Source organism: Nesterenkonia sandarakina (genome assembly GCF_003003175.1).
GTDB lineage: Bacteria > Actinomycetota > Actinomycetes > Actinomycetales > Micrococcaceae > Nesterenkonia > Nesterenkonia sandarakina_A.
This window is the reverse complement of sequence record NZ_PVTY01000008.1, coordinates 125,262-143,133: the sequence shown is the minus strand read 5'-3', so window position 1 is coordinate 143,133 and position 17,872 is coordinate 125,262. Positions and strand designations below refer to the sequence as shown.

Sequence of the window (17,872 nt, the reverse complement as noted above, 5' to 3'; positions counted from 1 at the left end):
GAACCCGAGCCAGCACCGGCCCGCGCGCTGCTCCAGCAGGGCTGGCGCCCGGAAAGACCCACCACACACAGTTGAGGGGCGGATTCTACGAGTATCTCAAGCCGATGTCGGCCTCAAGTACTCGTAGAATCCGCCCCTCAACGAAACGGGGTGGGGCGAAGGCCTAGTGCTCGGTGGCCTTCTCTGCACCCACGCCGGTCAGGGACCGGATCTCCATCTCGGCCTGCTTGGCAGGATCCTCGGAGACCTTCGAGGTCAGTGACCCGATCCAGCCCAGCAGGAACGCCAGTGGGATCGAGACCAGACCGGGGTTGGTCAGCGGGTACAGCGCCAGATCGATCTCAGGGAAGAACGAGGTGTCGCGGCCCCAGACCACGGGGGAGAAGGCGATCAGCAGCAGCGCCGAGCCGAGTCCGCCGTACATGGACCACAGCGCGCCACGGGTGGTGAACCGCTTCCAGAACAGCGAGTACAGGATCGTCGGCAGGTTCGCCGAAGCGGCGACCGCGAAGGCCAGCGCCACCAGGAAGGCGACGTTCTGCCCCTGGGCGCCGATGCCGCCCAGGATCGCGAGGATGCCGACCACGATCACGGTCATCTTCGCCGCCTTGACCTCGCCGGCGGAGTCGATCTTGCCCTTCTTGATGACCTGGGCGTAGACGTCGTGGGCGAAGGAGGCCGAGGCCGTGATGGTCAGTCCGGCGACCACCGCGAGGATGGTGGCGAAGGCGACGGCGGCGATGAAGCCCAGCAGGAGTGTGCCGCCGAGCTCATAGGCCAGCAGCGGTGCCGCGGAGTTCTGCCCGCCGGGTGCTGCCAGGATCGTCTCGGTGTCCAGCAGTGCTGCTGCGCCGTAGCCCAGCACCAGGGTGAACAGGTAGAACGCGCCGATCAGGGCGATGGCCACGACCACGGACTTGCGGGCGTCCTTGGCGGTGGGAACCGTGTAGAACCGGATCAGCACGTGCGGCAGGGCGGCGGTGCCCAGGACCAGGGCGATGCCCAGGGACATGAAGTCCAGCTTGGTGAACAGGTCCGCCCCGTACTGCAGGCCGGGCTCGAGGAGTGCCTCCTCGCCGGTGTTCTCCACGGCCGCGCCGAGCAGCTCGGAGAAGTTGAAGCCGTAGAGCGCCAGGACCCAGATGGTCATGACGGCGGAGCCGGCGATCAGCAGGGTGGCCTTGATGATCTGGACCCAGGTGGTGCCCTTCATGCCGCCGATGAAGACGTAGAAGATCATCAGCGCGCCGACGACCGCGATGATCAGCGACTGGCCGATCCCGCTGTCGATGCCCAGCAGCAGCGAGACCAGCGCGCCGGCACCTGCCATCTGGGCGAGCAGGTAGAACAGGCAGACCGCGAGGGTGGAGATGGCGGCGGCGATGCGGACCGGCTGCTGGCGCAGCCGGAAGCTGAGCACGTCGGCCATGGTGAACTTGCCGGTGTTGCGCATCAGCTCGGCGACCAGCAGCAGGGCGATCAGCCAGGCCACCAGGAAGCCGATGGAGTACAGGAAGCCGTCGTAGCCGTAGATCGCGATGGCGCCGACGATGCCGAGGAAGGACGCTGCAGAGAGGTAGTCACCGGCGATCGCGGTGCCGTTCTGCGTGCCGGAGAAGGACCGGCCGCCGGCGTAGTAGTCGGCGGCGGTGCTGGTGTTCTTCGACGCGCGGATCACGAAGAACAGCGTGACGCCCACGAAGACCAGGAAGATGGCGATGTTCGCCAGCGGGCTGCCGACGTCGGAGCCCGCCTCGGCGGCCGCGGTCGCCAGCGGCGCCAGGCCTGCATCGATGCTGGATGCGTTGAACAGGGAGTTCATCAGTGCTTGTCCTCCTCAGGAAGGCCCGCGCCGCGGGCTTCGAGCTCGAGTCGGATCGCCGTGGATTTCGGGTCCATCTTCGAGTTGCTGAACCAGACATAGAGCCCGGTGATCAAGAAAGTGGTGACGAACTGCGCGAGTCCCAGCACCAGGCCGAGGTTGATGTTTCCCCAGACCGAAATGGCCATGAAGTCGGGGAAGAACGCGGCGGCGATCACGAAGGCGATGTACCAGATGAGGAAGAACGCGGTCATCGGGAAGACGAAGCTGCGGTGCGTCCTGCGAAGCTCCTGGAAGTCTTCGCGCGCCTGCACCTCCTGGTAGTCAACGGGCCCCGCGTGGGGGGCATTGACTTGTGTCATGGCGACTCCTTCAAAGTAGGTCGGCACGCAGAAGCGGGCCTCGGTCATGGTCGTGTATCTCCAGAGTGCATTGTGATCCGGGTCACTGTTGCCCTCTTGGCGGTTCTGTGCGACGAGCGGCACTTGATTAGCGATGAGTGGTCATCTCGCGGCCACTGCGCCGGAGAGGGTGAGCTGTGCAACAGACCGGGTCCCGCCCTCATAGGATGAGCACGATGGATTTCCTGGCAGAGCTCGGCCCCCTGGTGCTCGCCCTGGCCTTGGTGGCCGGGGTGGTGCTGGCTGCCGTCCTGCTCTACCGCACCCACGACGACGACGCCGGCGAAGCCTCCGCGCGGGAGGCGGTGATCAGCCCCGAGGTCCGCGCGCAGCTGAGTCAGGCCCCGGTGGAGGCGGAGCTGCGGCGTCAGCTGGTGGAGGCCGAGCTGCGCTCGCTGCGCGCTCAGATCTCCCCGCACTTCATCTACAACAGCCTCAACGCCATCGCCGCGACGATCCCCACCGACCCGGTCCGGGCGCGGGAACTGGTGCTCGACTTCGCCGACTTCACCCGATACAGCCTGCGCGCCGAGGGGGAGTTCACCACGCTGCGCGAGGAGCTCGCCGCCGTCGAGAGCTATGTGCTCCTGGAGAAGGCGCGCTTCGGGGATCGGATCCAGGTGAGGCTGCAGATCGCTCCGGAGGTGCTCGGCGTGCGGATCCCCTTCCTCGCGGTCCAGCCCCTGGTGGAGAATGCGGTACGACACGGCATGGACTCCGACACCGGGTCCGGCACGGTCTGGCTGCGCGCCGCCGACACCGCCACCCATGCCGAGATCAGCGTGGAGGACGACGGGCACGGTGCCGATCCGCAGGTGATGCACCAGGTGCTCCACGGGGAGGCCGGGAACGCTCACATCGGCGTGCGCAACGTAGATCTGCGGCTGCGTCAGGCCTACGGCGCCGCGGCCGGACTGATGGTCGAGACCGCTCCGGGGGCGGGGATGAAGGTCTCGATGCGGGTCCCGAAGTTCCAGCCGGATCCATTCCAGCCCGATCAGCCACACCAGCCCGATCAGCCACACCAGCACCAGGAGGAATCGTGATGGACGCGACCGTGAATCCGCAGGGTCTGAGCATCCTGGTGGTCGACGACGAGCCGCTGGCGCTGTCCCAGATGACGTGGCTGCTGGGCTCCGAGCCTCAGGCAGGCGAGGTCTTCACCGCGCCCGACGCGCGCAGCGCCGAACAGGTGCTCCAACGGCGACGCATCGATGTGGTGCTGCTCGACATCCATATGCCTGGGATGAGCGGCCTTGCCCTGGCGCGCCGGCTGCGGGATCTCCCGGCCGCCGAACCCCAGGACGAGTCTGGGCCGCAGGTGATCTTCGTGACCGCCGATGCTCATCCCGCCGTGGAGGCCTTCGAGCTCGAAGCACGGGACTACCTGCTCAAACCGGTGCGCGCGGAACGGCTGGCGGAGGCGCTGCGCCGAGCGTCGGCCGCGCGGGACGCCGCCACCCAGGATCGACCCGAAGCGGTCCGGGTCTCGGTGCTCCAAGGCGACTCCACGGTGCTGGTGAATCTGCACGACATCCGCTGGGTCCAGGCGCACGGGGACTACGCCCGGCTCCACACCCAGGCCGGAACCTACCTGCTGCGCAGCCCGCTGGCCGAGCTCGCGGAGGCGTGGCAGGAGCACGGTTTCATCCGCACCCACCGGTCTTCCCTGGTCAACGTGCTCCACGTGCAGCGGGTGACCCGCCGGCAGGGTCGCATGCTCATCGAGGTCCCCGGCGCCGAGCTCGAGGTCAGCCGACGTCTGATGCCTCAGGTGCGCGAACGCCTGGAGCTGGGTCGCTGATGCGCGACCCCGGTGCTCACCCCGCACCAGACCCCGACGCAGTGACACCTCGAGGGACGGCCGGCTCGGCGCCTGGGCCGGGGACGACGCCGTGGACCGCAGTGCGCGGACCGCAGGCGATCCCCACGGTCGCCGAGGCGCTGCTGACCCGGGGACAGGCCGCCGATCATGCCCGCAGCGCCGGAGCCGACTCCGATCAGCGGGCCCAGGCGGTGCGCAGCCTGATCCGCGCCCAGCTGCGGCTCGCGCTGCTCCTCGGCGTCGGCTTCTTCACCGCTGTGGTGCTGACCAGCCTGCTGCTGGTCACCACCGGTCTCGGCGCGATCACGCTCTGGGGCGTGCCGCTGTCCTGGGCCGTGCCTGGCGTCGGGTTCTTCCCCGTGCTGCTCGGCCTGGCCTGGTACTACCGCCGTCGCGCCGAGGCCAACGAACGGCTCTGGGCCGAGGTCCTCGGACTCGACCTGCGCAGCCCCGCCCCGCAGGCTCCACGATGACCGGCGAGCAGCTCACCGTCCTGGCCGCCGTCGCGCTGGTGTGCGCAGTCACCCTGCTGCTGGGCAGCCCGGGGTTCTCGCGCAGCACCGGGGACTTCTTCGTGGCCTCACGGCGCGTCCCGCCGTGGATGAACGCCTCCGCCATCGCCGGGGAGTTCCTCTCCGCCGCCAGCTTCCTGGGCGTCGCAGGCCTGATCCTCGCCCACGGGACCTACGGGCTGTGGTTCCCCGTCGGCTACACCGCCGGGTTCCTGATCGTGCTGCTCTTCATGGCCGCCCCGCTTCGCCGCTCCGGGGCCTACACGATCCCGGACTTCGTGGTGCTGCGCTTCCGCTCCGCGACGATGCGCCGCATGACGGTGATCGTCGTGGTCGCCGCGGGCTGGCTCTACATCGTCCCGCAGCTGCACGGCGCGTCGATCGCGCTCTCCGCCACCGGGGGTGCGCCCGGCTGGGTGGGTCCGATGCTGGTCGCCCTGGTGGTGCTCTTCGTGGTGCTCACCGGTGGAATGCGCTCGGTGACCCTGGCCCAGGCGGTCCAATACTGGATCAAGCTCACCGCGCTGCTGGTGCCCACCGTGTTCATCCTGCTCCAGGTCGGGTTCTGGGATCGGCTGGAGCTGCCCGAGTTCAACGGCGCCTGGTCCGCGGGTCTGGCCGCACTGGACGGTTCCGGAGATCAGTGGGGTGAGTTCTCCCGCAGCCTCTCGGTGCTCGTGGCGCTGATGATGGGCACCCTCGGGCTGCCACACGTGCTGGTCCGGTTCTACACCAACCCGGACGGCGTCGCCGCCCGCCGCACGATCACCTTCCTGCTGGGCCTGCTGATGCTGTTCTACCTGCTGCCGGTGGTGCTCGGGGTCGTCGCGAGGATGGTCTGGGGCACGACGACGGCGGCCGGTGCGCTGGCGGGCACCGGCGGACTCAGCCACGACACCGCGATCCTGCGGCTGCCCTCCGCGGTCTTCGACGGTCTCGCCAGCGACGTGCTCACCGCGCTGATCGCCGGGGGAGCCTTTGCGGCGTTCCTCTCGACCACCTCGGGGCTGGTGGTCTCGGTCTCCGGGGTGCTCTCCCAGGAGTTCTTCTCCGGAACGGTGCGCGGGTTCCGGCTCGGCGCGCTGCTGGCGATCGCGGTCCCGCTGGTGGTCGGATCTGCGACCTCGGAGCTGGCGCTCGCCGGGGCGGTGGCGATGGTCTTCACCTTCACCGCCGCCGCGCTGGCACCGGTGATGCTGCTGGGAGTCTGGTGGCGCGGGCTCACCGCCCAGGGCGCGTTCTGGGGCATGGCGGTGGGCGCGGTGAGCTCGCTGGCCGCGCAGGTGCTGGGCCTGGTTCTGGGGGAGGGTCCGGTGCAGGACGGCCCGCTGCAGCTGCTGGTCTCCCCGGCGCTGTGGTGCGTCCCGCTGGCGTTCGCCGTGACCGTGCTGGTGAGCCGGTTCGGGTCCGAGCAGCCGCCGAGCCACGCCGATGCGGTCATGGAGCGGCTGCACACCCCCGAGGTCGCGGCGCTGCGGCCTGGCCGCTGAGGCCGCACGCCAGCACCCCGGACCTCAGCGCAGCCGGGGTTCTCCGGGATAGCGCAGCCCGATCTGGGCGCGGATCTCATCCAGGGTGCCCATGATCCGCACCGAATCGTCCACGCTCAGCCGCTCACCCGTGAGCACCCCTCGCGTCACGTAGTCCTCGGCTGCGAGCGCCTGATGCTGCATGCCCACGCCCTCCCGGGGCGACTCGTAGCGCTCCAGCAGCGTGCCGTCCGTGGCGCGGTGATCGAAGTCCGCGGAGGTGTACCAGACTCCGTCGATGTCGATCCGGCCCTCGGTGCCCACGATATGGGCGATGTTGGGACCCTTGGCGCGCGATGAGGTCGTCGTCGTCGAGAGAGCGCCGGAGAGGTGGGTCATCACGGTGGCGACCTCGGTGTCTGCTCCGGTGGCACCGAAGTGCGCGGCGGCCTGGATGCTGATCGGTTCTCCGAGGATGTCCCAGGCGAAGGAGATCGGGTAGACGCCCAGGTCCAGCAGTGCGCCGCCGCCGAGGCTCAGTGAATTGATCCGGTGCTCGGGATCGGTGGGCATGGACTGGGTGTGGTCGGCGAAGACGGTGCGCACCTCGCCGATGCCGCCGGCCGCGATGATCTCGCGGATCCGGCGCATATGCGGCAGGTAGCGGGTCCACATGGCCTCCATGACCAGCAGGCCGTGACGGGCGGCGATGTCGCGCAGCTCCACGGCCTCTGCCCGGTTGAGCGTGAACGGCTTCTCCACCAGCACATGCTTGCCCGCCTGCAGGGCCATGCCCGCGGTCTCGCGGTGCATCGGGTGCGGGGTGGCCACGTAGACGATGTCGACCTCGGGGTCCGCCACGAGCGCCTCGTAGGAGCCGTGGGCGCGGGGGATGCCGTAGGTCGCGGCGAAGCGCTGCGCGGACTCCGCTGAGCGGGAGCCCACGGCACGCACGTCGAGCCCAGCGAGCAGGGCATCGGAGGTGAACTGTCCGGCGATGAACCCGGTGGCGAGGATGCCCCAGCGCAGTCCGCTGGGACGGGCGGAGGCGTGATGCGGCTCGGCGGAGCGGGTGGAGTCGGTGGAGGCGTCTTCTGGGAAGGCAGGTGTTGCATGGCTCACAGTCATGGGCCTGAGGATACACCGAGCAGGAGTTTTCCTCAGGCAACCAATTCGGACGGCTGTCCGCTCCGCGACGAAAGCCTAGGGTGCCACCCCAGGGTGCCCCCGGGGGTATAGACAATAGTCTCTATCTCGCACCAGGGTCCGCCGGCCCGTTCACCGGCGGACCTGCCCCCTAGCAGGACCACCTGCCCGATCACCGGGATGCCACACCATGCCAGTCTCACCCAGCTCCGCGCTGACCGCCGTCCTTCCCCCCGCCGACTCGACCCCCCGACGACGACGTCAGCTCGGTGCCGAACGCCGCACCGAACCGCTGCCGGTGGTGCATCCCCGACCGAGCCTGCGCCGGATCGTGCTCAGCCGGCTGGCGATCCTCGCCACCGTGCTGGCCTGGGTCGGCTACGTCATCAGCACCGTGCTCTGGCAGTTCCTGGAGTACGGCTCGCAGAACTTCCGCTTCACCATGGAGACCGTGGGGTACCTGCTGGTGGTGACGATGCTGACCTTCTCCGCCCTGATGTACCTGGTGGCCCGCCACGGCGCGCTGCTGCGCTTCCGGTCCCACCGGCGCGCCTCCCGGGTCGAGCTCGACGCCCACTTCAGCCGGCAGAGCGCCGTCTCGCAGCGGTCTGCGGACGACTCCCCGATGGTCGTGCTGGTGCCCTCCTACGCCGAGGAGCCCGGTGTGGTGCGTCAGACCCTCTGGTCGGCCGCCCTGCAGGAGTATCCGGAGATTCACGTGGTGCTGCTCATCGACGACGCCCCCGGCTCGCAGAGTCCCGCACTGGAGCAGACCCGAGCCCTGGCGGCTGAGATCGAGGCCGCGCTGAAACGCCCCGGGACCAGGATGTCTGATGCGCTGGTGACCTACGAGATGGGTCTTGCGCAGGGCCGGAAGGTGAACTCGTTGCAGGTGCTGACCCTGGCCGGGCACTACTCCTCGGGTGGAAGCTGGCTGCGCAAGATGGTGGCGGGGGAGGCTCGTGCGGATCACGTGGACGACTTCTTCTGCACCGAGGTGCTCGGGAGTCTCGCCACCGAGCTCGATGCCACCGCCGACGCTCTGGTCATGGCCGCGACGTCCCAGGAGCTCCCGAGTGCCGAGCGCATGCTGCAGATGCATCGCCGACTCGCCTGGATCTTCAACGCCCGGCTCAGCAGCTTCGAGCGCAAGACCTATACGAACCTCTCCCATGAGGCGAACAAGGCGATGAACCTCAACGCCTACCTCGGGCTCCTCGGCGGCGACTACAAGGCGGAGCTGAGCTTCGCCGGGACCGCGCTGCGTCCGGTCAACCCCGGGGAGGTCCCCGACCTCAGTGTTCCCGCCGCCGAGTTCGTGCTCACCCTCGACGCTGATTCGCTGCTGCTGCCGGAGTACTGCCTGCGTCTGGTCCACCTGCTGGAGCAGCCGGGCAACGAGCGGATCGCGGTCACCCAGACCCCTTACTCCTCCTTCCGCGGGGCCAGCACCCGGATCGAGCGTCTCGCCGGGGCGACCACCGACATCCAGCATCTGCTGCACCAGGGGATGAGCTACGCCGGAGCGACCTTCTGGGTGGGAGCCAATGCCGTGATCCGCACTGCGGCGCTCCAAGACATCGCGGAGACCAGCTGGGAGAACGGGGTCCTGGTCAAGCGTTTCGTGCAGGACCGCACCGTCATCGAGGACACGGAGTCCAGCATCGACCTCGGCGCTCACGGCTGGACGCTGCTGAACTATCCGGAGCGGCTCTCCTACAGCGCCACACCGCCAGACTTCGGATCGCTGGTGGTCCAGCGTCGCCGCTGGGCCAACGGTGGGCTGCTGATCCTGCCGAAGCTGGTGCGTGAGCTGCGCGCCAGGCGCCGCCGCGGGGAGCAGATCCAGCTGGGCGAAGTGCTGCTGCGGCTGAACTACATGGCCTCGATCGCCTGGGCCTCGCTCGGGCTGATCTTCCTGCTCGCCTACCCCTATGACTCCCGGCTGCTCAGCCCGCTGATCCTTCTCGCCGCGGTCCCGTACTTCCTGACCATGGGGGCAGACCTCCGCGAATGCGGCTACCGGTTCTCCGACATCTTCCGGATCTACGGCTTCAACCTGATCCTGCTGCCGGTCAACCTGGCGGGCGTGATCAAATCCCTGCAGCAGGCGCTGACCGGGGAGAAGATCCCGTTCGCCCGCACCCCGAAGGTCCGGAACCGCACTGCGGCCCCGTGGCTCTACGCGCTGGCGCCGGTGCTGATCGTGGCGTTCTCGCTGCTGACCCTCTGGCGTGATCTCGCCCAGCAGAACTGGGGCAACGCGGCCTTCGCGGCCTTCAACGCCTTCTGGGGCGCCTGGGCGTTCATCGCCTACATCGGTCCCTGGAACGCGCTGATGGATGTCGCCGTGGCGGTCCGTGGCTGGTTCTACGTGGAGCAGACCACACCCGCCAAGCGACCCCGACGACGTGTGAAGAAGACCGCCCCCGACGTATCCCAGACCCCTCAGCTGGACTGGCGACTGGTGCTCGATGAAGGGACCCTGGGCACCTGGTCGGCCCATCGCGGGCCGCGGATCGACGGGACGCAGACCACGCGCAGCTCCGGAGGATCAGCTTCCCTGGCGGTGCTGCACCCCTTGATGAGTCACAAGCTCACCTATCAGCCCCTGTCATTGAGGATGCCCCCGGCGGTCGAATCGCACAACGCCCAGGAGGCCGCGGCATGAGCACCACGGTAAGACTGTCCCGATGGCGGGTCACCCTCGCCGTCCTCATCGTGCTGGCCACCGCAGTGGCCGGAGTCCTAGGAGCACGCATGTATGAGGCTCGCGCCACCCAGGAACCGGCACCTCATTGGTTCGCCGGATATGTCGACGTCACCGCGACCCCGAGCTACGCCTTCGAGGAAGGCTCGGCCGACGCCGAGGGGCACGTGCCCGACGTCGTGCTCTCTTTCATCGTGGCCGATGAGGACGGCAGCTGCACACCCAGTTGGGGGACCTACTACGGCCTCGACGAGGCCGGCGCGCAGCTCGATCTGGACCGGCGTATCCAGCGGCTGCGTGAACAGGGCGCCGGCGTCGTCGTGTCCTTCGGCGGGGCGATCAACCAGGAGCTCGCGACGGTCTGCGACTCAGCGGAGGAGCTCGCCGAGGCGTACCTGCAGGTGATCGAGCGCTACGACCTCGACACCATCGATCTGGACATCGAAGGCCCTGCGCTCGAGGATGCCAAGAGCAACGCGCTGCGGGCAGAGGCGGTGGCGCTGCTGCAGCAGCAGCTCGGTGCCGAAGGCAGGCCGCTCGCGGTGTGGCTCACGCTGCCGGTGATCCCCAGCGGGCTCACGGTCGACGGACGGGAGGTGGTCAGCGCGATGCTGGAGTCCGGCGCCGACCTCGCCGGAGTGAACCTGATGACGATGAACTACGGTCAGGCTCGCGAGTCGCGGTCGATGTTCGACGCCTCCGCGGCTGCGATGCGCTCGACCCACCGCCAGCTCGGCATCATCTACGAACAGGCCGGAATTCCGCTGCGCAGCTCGGTGCTCTGGGGCAAGCTCGGCGCGACCCCGATGATCGGACAGAACGACGTGGTGGACGAGGTCTTCACCGTCGATGATGCGCAGCGCTTCAACGAGTTCGCCGTGGAGAACGGGATCGGTCGCATGTCGATGTGGTCGCTGAACCGGGACGCGACCTGTGGGTCGAACTACCCGGACACCTCCCGGGTGTCCGACGCCTGCAGCGGGGTCGACCAAGGCGATGTGCGCTTCTCCGAGGTGCTCAGCCAGAGCTACATCGGTCATGCCGCACAGGCGGCATCGGCCACCACGGAGCCCGACGCGGCGGCGGCGGCGGCCCCGCAGGACGACGATCCCGAGACCAGCCCCTATCCGATCTGGGACGAAGAGGCGTCGTACCTGGAGGGAACCAAGATCGTCTGGCATCGCAACGTCTACGAGGCGAAGTGGTGGACCCGCGGGGATCTCCCGGACAACCCGGTTCTCGAGGCGTGGGACACCCCGTGGGAACTGATCGGCCCGGTCCTCCCCGGGGAGACCCCGATGCCGGTCTTCACCGTGGAGAAGGGCACCTACCCGACGTGGAAGGGCTCGACCTCCTATGAGAAGGGCGACCGGGTGCTCTCGGAGGGGACTCCCTATGAGGCGAAGTGGTGGACCGAGGGTGACAGCCCGGACGCCGCTCAGGGAAACCCGGACAGCTCGCCCTGGGTGCCGCTGACCGCAGAGGATGTGGCGGAGGACCTCGACTGATCCACCGCTGCCGCTGAGCCGGCCGGAGCCTAGGGTCATGCCCTAGGGCGTCCAGCAAGGTGTCGACTTTAGTCTCTATACAGCACCAGGGTCCGCCGGGCCGTTCACCGGCGGACCAGTCCCTCTGCAGGTCCACCTGCCTGAGCCTCGGGATGTATGCCATGTCTGTCACCTCGCTCGTACCGTCAGCTGCTTCACTCTCGACGGCTTCTCCCGTCCCGCCCAGGGCCGGTGCTCGACCCGCACGTGATTCCACGTCGGCACCACTCCGAGAGGGTACGAGACTCGTGCAGCCAGATGAAGAGACACCGTTCGACGTCCAGGGAGCATTCACCGACCATGGAGCCGCGCTCTTCTGGTTCGCGCGCAACGGGTTGGGGGACCGGAGCGAAGCAGAGGACTGTGTCCAGGAGGTCTTCATCCGCGCCTGGCGCAGTCGGGAGCGGTACAGCAGCTCGCGCGGCTCCGTGCGGACCTGGCTGTTCGCCATCGAGCGAAACATCATCATCGATTCCCTGCGCGCCCGGGCCCGACGCCCCGTGCCCTCGGACGCGCAGAAGATCGAGTCGGCGAGCGAGCCGATGACCGAGGACCTGCTCATCGCGGAGCGGCTGACCGTCTACGCCGCCCTGGCCACCCTCACGCTCGAGCACCGCGAGGTGATCGCGGCGGTGAAGCTCGACGGTCTGGGATACCAGGAGCTCGCCGCGCAGACCGGAGTCCCGGTCGCGACCCTGCGGACGCGGATGTACTACGGGATGAAAGCACTGCGCTCGGCCTTGGAGGATCCCGCGGAGGAGGACCCAGATCCCACGGTGCTCCGGTAGACGGGTCTAGACGGCGCGGACGCCTGGCGCGAATCCCGGGGTCTGCGTCGGCGGGCTGACGCGCTGGGAGGCCACCGCCGCGGCGGTCCAGAGTTCACGCCGAGAGCCCAGCCCCAGCTTCGACAGCAGGTTCGACACGTGGTACTCCACGGTCTTCTTCGAGACGAACAGGCTCGCAGAGATCTCGTTGTTGGTCCGACCCTGGGAGATCATATGGGCGATGTCGCGTTCCCGCGGGGTCAGCGAGGCGTAGCGCCCTGCCACCGAGAGCAGCCGGCTCTTGACCTCGGTGAGCTCCGGCGCCGCGCCGAGCTGTGCGAAGATGTTCCGCGCCGCCTCGAGGTGTTCGTCGGCGTCGAGATGCTCGCCGCGTTCGCGAAGGATCACGCCGAGGCTGTGGTGCAGACGGGCCCTGGTGTGCGGGAACTCGACGGCGAGCCAGATCGCCGCCTGGTAGTCCGCCGCGGCGCTCGTGAGGTCCCCGCGCAGGGCGGCCAGCTTGGCCCGCAGCGCCTGCGGGTGACCGAAGGGCAGCGGGAGGGCGGGCCGCATCGCGACCTTTCCCGAGAACGCCTCCAGCAGCCGCTCCGCCTCCGCCAACCGGGCTCGTCCGGGATTCGGCAGGTCCAGCAGCGCCTCGATCTCCAGGGCGCGCCAGCCGATCAGGCCCACGTTCTCCGACCACGTGCTCAGCCGGCCGCGTCGATACTCGGCGATCACGTCCAGGGCCCGTTCCTGGTCCCCGGACATCCGTGCGGTCCAGGCCATGGCGATCATGACGTTATAGAGCGGCAGGGCGCTGGAGGTCGTGACGTGGTGACTGAGCCAATCGGTATGTTCGGCGGCGGCGGTCTCATCGGCGTGGGCGACGGCGACCATGGCCAGCACCGCATGGGAAGTTGCCAGTCCGCGCCAGTCGTGACTGGTGCTCGCCATCGCGATCACCCGCTCCGCGCGCAGGATCGCGTCGGTCCACCGGCCCAGCTGGAACTCGATCATCGCCTGTTCGGCCATTCCACGCTGCGCCGCGGCCGGCACCACCCGGTGGTGCCGGTCATGCTCTGCGCGCTCGAGATCATCGAGCGCCGAGGCGGGGTGCCCCGCGTAATAGTGCCCCCGGGCGCGGAAGTAGAGCGCGTCGGTGTGCTCCGCGGTGCCGGCGGCCGCGATCAGGAAGGCATCGAGGCGATCGATGGACTCCTCGATCGCTCCGGAGTTCCACAGCGCGTAGATCTCGTGCATGTTCAGCACTCGGCTCAGCACTCGGTCGATGGGGGTCGCTGGTTCGACGTCCAGGGCCCGGAGCTCGGCGACCGCAGCCTGGGCGGCCTGCTCATCGGCCGAAGCGATCTCCACCGTGCAGAGCAGGATCAGCATCCGCCAGCGAGAGAGGTCGTCGAAGCTCAGCTCTGGCTGGGGGTCACGCAGCAGGCTCAGCAGCAGTCGCCGTGCTTCAGTGAGCTGGCCGGTGAAGAAGGCCAGTCCGGCGTGGAAGAAGAACATCATGGCCGGGTCCTCGAGCAGGTCGATGTCCGCGAAGAGCTCGATGACCCCGGTCGGGCTCTCCGAGATCCCCATGGCGAGGCAGGCCGAGACCATCCGACGGCTCTGCTCGGGGCCGCGGCTGACCCGCATGGACAGCGCCAGATACTCCGCACTTCTCCGATAGTCGCCCAGCTCCAACGCCTCCAGGCCCGCGGCCTCGAAGCGCTCGCCGAGCTCGGGATTCCCGTCCGGACAGGCCGCGACCAGATGTCTGGCCTGCGGGAGGCCGCTGGTGCGTTCGGCGAAGAGCTCATGCAGCCGCCGTTGACGCGCCGGTTCGATCAGAGCCGTGGTCGCCAGGCGCCACGCCTCATCGGTCAGCCGCACCTCCCTGCCGTTGCCGGTGATCATCGCGCTGAGCGCGTCGACCAGCGCAGCTGCGTCGATCGGTTCAGCCCCTTCGGAGGTCTCGGGCGCGAGTGCCCGCGCGGCCACTTCAGCGGCCTTATCCGGCCGCGAATCGCCGCCGTCCAGGGCGAGGACCTCCAGAAAGGTCCGCAGGGACGGCGCCATCAGCTCGAGTTCGGGACGCAGATAGTCCAGAGGGAGCCTGCTGTGGTGCATCGCCGAGGAGTCGAGTTCGGCGTCGGCCAGGCGCAGCGCGATTCCGGGGTTCCCCGCAGCGTGTGAATGAGTCGCGGCGAGCATCTCCTCGTCCAGGGCGTGGCCTTTCATGCGCAGCAGCGTGTCGAGCTCGGCCAGGGAGAGTCCACGCAGAGTGATCCGGGTCCCGGTCTGGCCGGCCAGCTTCGCGAGCCGACGGGTCAGCGGATCCGTGGTGGGGGAGGTGGTCGCCATGATCAGCACCGCTGGACCGGCATCGCCGGTGAGCGAACCGTGAGAGATCAGATGCTCCAGGGCACACTGGGCCTCGACGTCGGCGTGGGGGACGTCATCGGCCATCACACAGTAGGGGCCCGGGCCATGCCGCTGCAGCGCGTCGCAGACCCCGCGGACCGTGTCGAGCTCGGCGATCGGGACCGCGGTGAGGCCCGCGGAGGTCGCCCGCGCACGGGCCTCGGCGGCCAGGGTCGACTTCCCGGACCCGATGGTGCCTTCGAGCAGGCACACGGCGCTGCGGCCGGCAAGGGTGCTGTAGATCGCGCGCAGGACCTGGGCGCGCTCGGGGTCGCGCCCGATCACTGTGTCAGCCGGTGTGGCGCGCATACGCTGGGACCCCTCGTCACGTTCGATACTCCACCGTGAACGGCGTTGCACACATCATAGGGGCAGGTCAGTCATGACGGGGGCGAAAGCTGCCAGTATTCGGGGTGGTTACGCGGCGGTCCTTCTCTCGGCACCGCGCGGACCCGCGGCCCGTCTCTTCCCGGCGAGACTCCCTGCAGGCGAAGCGGCGGGCCGAGCGCGACGACGGGCGACACCTCGGACGTCTCGAGATCAGAGGTGAACGCCGGGGGCGAACCCGGGTGAGCGTTCCGGAGGGCTCATCCGCTGAGATGCCAAGGCCGCGGCCGTCCAGAGCTCCCTGCGTGAGGACATGCCGAGCTTCGGCAGGAGATTGGAGACGTGGTATTCCACGGTCTTCACCGAGACGAACAGCGTCTCGGCGATCTCACGATTGGTGCGCCCCTGCGAGACGAGATATGCCATGTCTCGTTCGCGCGGGGTCAGCGAGGCATAGCGACCGGCGACCGAGAGGAGTCGGCTCTTGACCTCGGTGAGCTCTGGTGCCGCACCGAGCTGCGCGAAGATGTTCCGCGCCGCCTCGAACTGCTCGTCTGCTCGAGTGTGATCGCCGCGTTCGCGATGGACCATGCCCACGGCGTGGTGGACTCGAGCCCGCATATGTGGGAACTCGGCTGCCAGCCAGATCGCTGCGCGGTAGCGATCCACGGCGGCGTCGAGCTCACCCCGCCGCGCCGCCAGCTTTCCCTGCAGCGCCTGCGGGTGGCCGAAGGGGAGCGGGAGTCCCGGCCGCAGGGCCACCTTCTGCGAGAAGGTCGCCAGCAGACGCTCCGCCTCGGCGACAGCGCCGGGTCCTGGGTTCTTGAGATCAAGCAGCGCGCCGATCTCCAGCGCCCGCCAACCGATCAGCCCGACCTCGTCCGACCATGACCTGAGCCGGGTGCGGCGGAAGGCGGACACCAGCTCGAGGGCACGTTCATGGTCCCCCGCCATCCGGGCGGTCCAGACCCGCGCGGTCATCACGTCGTAGAGGGCAAACGCGCTGGATGTGGTGACGTGGTGAGCCAGCCAGTCGAGGTGCTCAGCGGCGGCAGTCTCGTCGGCGTGGGCGACGGCGACCATCGCGAGCACTGAGTGGGAACTGGCCAGGCCTCGCCAGTCGTGGGTGGTCCGGGCCATCTCGATCACGCGCTCGGCGCGCAGAATCGCATCCGACCACCTGCCGAGGTGGAATTCGATCATGGCCTGGTCCGCCATCCCGCGCTGCGCGGCTGCGGGAACTACCTTCTTGTGGCGATGCGTCTCCGCGCGCTGGAGGTCATCCAGCGCGGCTGTGGTGTGGCCGGCGTAGAAATGCACCCGTCCACGGAGATACAACGCGTCGGTGTACTCAGCCGTGCCAGCCGCTTCGATCAGGAAGACGTCGAGCTTGCTGATGGCTTCGTCGACGGATCCGGTGTTCCACAATGCGTAGATCTCATGCATGGTCAGCACGCGACTCATGACCGCATCGATCTCGGTGGACAGTTCCACCTCGAGGCTGTGCGCCTCATCCACGGCATCCTTGGCCGCGTGCTCGTCGCCAGCGGCGATCTCTACGCTGGCGAGCACTATCAGCATGCGCCACCGAGTCAGGTCATCGAGTTCCTGGTCACCTCGCGGGCTGCGCAGCTGTTCATGGAGCAGGCTGCGGGCCTCTCCGAGCCTGCCGGTGAAGAACGCTACGCCGGCCTGGAAGAATGCCGTCAGCGGGACGCTTCCGATCAGTCCGATCTCCGCCGACAGCTCCAGTATTCCCGGCGGGTTCTCGGAGACTCCGATGATCAGCCCTGCTGAGATCAGGCGTCTGCGGCGGTCTTCTCCGCGGCTGAGCTTCATGGCGAGCGCCATATAGGAGGCGCTGGAGGAGTAGTCACCCGCTTCAAGGGCCTCATGGCTCTGCCGCTCGAGCTCCTCTGCCAAGTCGGGATCACCCTCGAGAGACGCCGCGCTGAGATGCCCGGCGCGCGCGAGACCCGTGGTGCGCTCCGCCAGTAGCCGGTGGAGCCTTCGCCGTCGAGCCGGCTCGATCAGCGCCACTGCGGTATCCCTCCAGGCACGATCATCGAGTCGGACCTCGTGGCCGTTGCCGGTGAGGATCGGATTCAGCGCGTCGATGAGCACCTCTGTGGGGAGAGGCTCAATCGTGGGGTCTGTCTCCGCGAGCGCTTCCACCGCGACCGCGGCGGCCTGCTCTGCACAAGCCTGTCCTGGATCGAGCGCCAGGACCTCGAGGAAGGTGCGAAGGCTCGGAGCCATCTGCTCGATCTCTGGTCGAAGGAACTCCCGCGACGCGGAGGAGCGGTCGGTGACGGTGGACGTGAGGCCCTTCCGGGCCAGGAGCAGCGCGATGCCCGGGTTGCCGGAGGAACGGGACTGGATGTCTGTCAGCAGCTCATCCGAGGGGCTGAATCCGTGCACCTCCAGGAGCTTCGCCAGGTCGGCTCGTTTCAGTCCGTCCAAGGTGATTCGAGTGCCTGAGCGTCCAGCCATCCGCGCCAGCCTTCGAGTCAAGGCGTCCGAGGAGGGCGAAGCAGCGGCCAAGATCAGCACGGCCGGGCCGGCGTTCATCGACAGCGGCCCTCGGTCGATGAGCTGTTCGAGGGCGGCACGGTCTGCACTCTTCGCGCGGTGGAGGTCGTCGACGACGAGGCAGAACGGTCCGGGGCCATGCTCCTTGAACGCGACGAAGACTCCGCCGCCCAGGGAGAGGTCATCGACTGAGATCATTGTCAGTCCGGCGGCCGCGGCTCGGGCACGTGCTTCCGCTGCGAGGGTGGATTTGCCGGAGCCGATGGTGCCCTCGAGCAGACAGACCACGCTCCGGCCCACCGAGGCGCCATAGATCGCGCTGAAGATCTTGGCGCGCTGCCGGTCTCGACCAATGGCTGTGTGAGCAGGTGTGGCCTGCATACGCTGGGA

Annotated in this window: 12 protein-coding genes; 7 read left to right on the top strand and 5 right to left on the bottom strand. The window is 68.5% G+C overall.

Going from position 1 to position 17,872, the window contains the following annotated elements; genetic code table 11:
* Nucleotides 1-163: 163 nt before the first annotated feature.
* Both BCL67_RS08265 and BCL67_RS08260 read right to left on the bottom strand, forming a co-directional pair.
* Nucleotides 164-1,822: a solute symporter family protein gene (locus tag BCL67_RS08265; protein ID WP_106122964.1), complete on the bottom strand. Its 1,659-nt coding sequence runs from the start codon at nucleotides 1,820-1,822 to the stop codon at nucleotides 164-166.
* Nucleotides 1,822-2,184, bottom strand: coding sequence for a DUF485 domain-containing protein (locus tag BCL67_RS08260; RefSeq protein WP_106123009.1), 363 nt, complete (start codon nucleotides 2,182-2,184; stop codon nucleotides 1,822-1,824). Before BCL67_RS08260 ends, BCL67_RS08265 begins: the two co-directional genes overlap by 1 nt.
* Nucleotides 2,185-2,399: 215 nt before the next feature.
* Here BCL67_RS08260 and BCL67_RS08255 point away from each other — a divergent pair, with 215 nt between their 5' ends.
* The 4 genes from BCL67_RS08255 (at nucleotide 2,400) to BCL67_RS08240 (ending at nucleotide 6,050) form a co-directional block, all read left to right on the top strand.
* Entirely contained in the window at nucleotides 2,400-3,269 is an 870-nt protein-coding gene (locus BCL67_RS08255) for a sensor histidine kinase (protein WP_374955637.1), read from the top strand.
* On the top strand, nucleotides 3,269-4,027 hold the full coding sequence (locus tag BCL67_RS08250) for a LytR/AlgR family response regulator transcription factor (protein ID WP_106122962.1): 759 nt from the start codon (nucleotides 3,269-3,271) through the stop codon (nucleotides 4,025-4,027). The genes BCL67_RS08255 and BCL67_RS08250 overlap by 1 nt, the downstream gene beginning before the upstream one ends.
* 101 nt (nucleotides 4,028-4,128) lie before the next feature.
* Nucleotides 4,129-4,521 (top strand): hypothetical protein, encoded by a 393-nt coding sequence (locus tag BCL67_RS08245; RefSeq protein ID WP_106122961.1) that lies wholly within the window; start codon nucleotides 4,129-4,131, stop codon nucleotides 4,519-4,521.
* Nucleotides 4,518-6,050: a sodium/solute symporter gene (locus tag BCL67_RS08240; RefSeq protein ID WP_106122960.1), complete on the top strand. Its 1,533-nt coding sequence runs from the start codon at nucleotides 4,518-4,520 to the stop codon at nucleotides 6,048-6,050. The genes BCL67_RS08245 and BCL67_RS08240 overlap by 4 nt, the downstream gene beginning before the upstream one ends.
* 24 nt (nucleotides 6,051-6,074) lie before the next feature.
* Here BCL67_RS08240 and BCL67_RS08235 read toward each other — a convergent pair whose 3' ends face one another.
* Entirely contained in the window at nucleotides 6,075-7,157 is a 1,083-nt protein-coding gene (locus tag BCL67_RS08235; RefSeq protein WP_106122959.1) for a Gfo/Idh/MocA family protein, read from the bottom strand.
* Nucleotides 7,158-7,365: 208 nt separating this feature from the next.
* On the opposite strand from BCL67_RS08235, the gene BCL67_RS08230 reads away from it, so the two are divergent.
* The 3 genes from BCL67_RS08230 to BCL67_RS08220 all read left to right on the top strand — a co-directional run bounded on the left by BCL67_RS08230 (nucleotide 7,366) and on the right by BCL67_RS08220 (nucleotide 12,220).
* The gene (locus BCL67_RS08230; protein ID WP_106122958.1) at nucleotides 7,366-9,846 is read left to right on the top strand and encodes a glycosyltransferase family 2 protein; all 2,481 of its coding nucleotides are present in this window, start codon (nucleotides 7,366-7,368) and stop codon (nucleotides 9,844-9,846) included.
* On the top strand, nucleotides 9,843-11,393 hold the full coding sequence (locus BCL67_RS08225) for a chitinase (RefSeq protein ID WP_106122957.1): 1,551 nt from the start codon (nucleotides 9,843-9,845) through the stop codon (nucleotides 11,391-11,393). The genes BCL67_RS08230 and BCL67_RS08225 overlap by 4 nt, the downstream gene beginning before the upstream one ends.
* 287 nt (nucleotides 11,394-11,680) lie before the next feature.
* On the top strand, nucleotides 11,681-12,220 hold the full coding sequence (locus BCL67_RS08220; RefSeq protein WP_181255943.1) for a sigma-70 family RNA polymerase sigma factor: 540 nt from the start codon (nucleotides 11,681-11,683) through the stop codon (nucleotides 12,218-12,220).
* A gap of 6 nt (nucleotides 12,221-12,226) precedes the next feature.
* Here the strand turns inward: BCL67_RS08220 and BCL67_RS08215 are convergent, their stop codons facing one another.
* Entirely contained in the window at nucleotides 12,227-14,932 is a 2,706-nt protein-coding gene (locus BCL67_RS08215) for a LuxR family transcriptional regulator (protein ID WP_106122955.1), read from the bottom strand.
* Nucleotides 14,933-15,163: 231 nt separating this feature from the next.
* Nucleotides 15,164-17,863: a LuxR C-terminal-related transcriptional regulator gene (locus BCL67_RS08210; RefSeq protein ID WP_181255942.1), complete on the bottom strand. Its 2,700-nt coding sequence runs from the start codon at nucleotides 17,861-17,863 to the stop codon at nucleotides 15,164-15,166.
* Nucleotides 17,864-17,872: the final 9 nt, after the last annotated feature.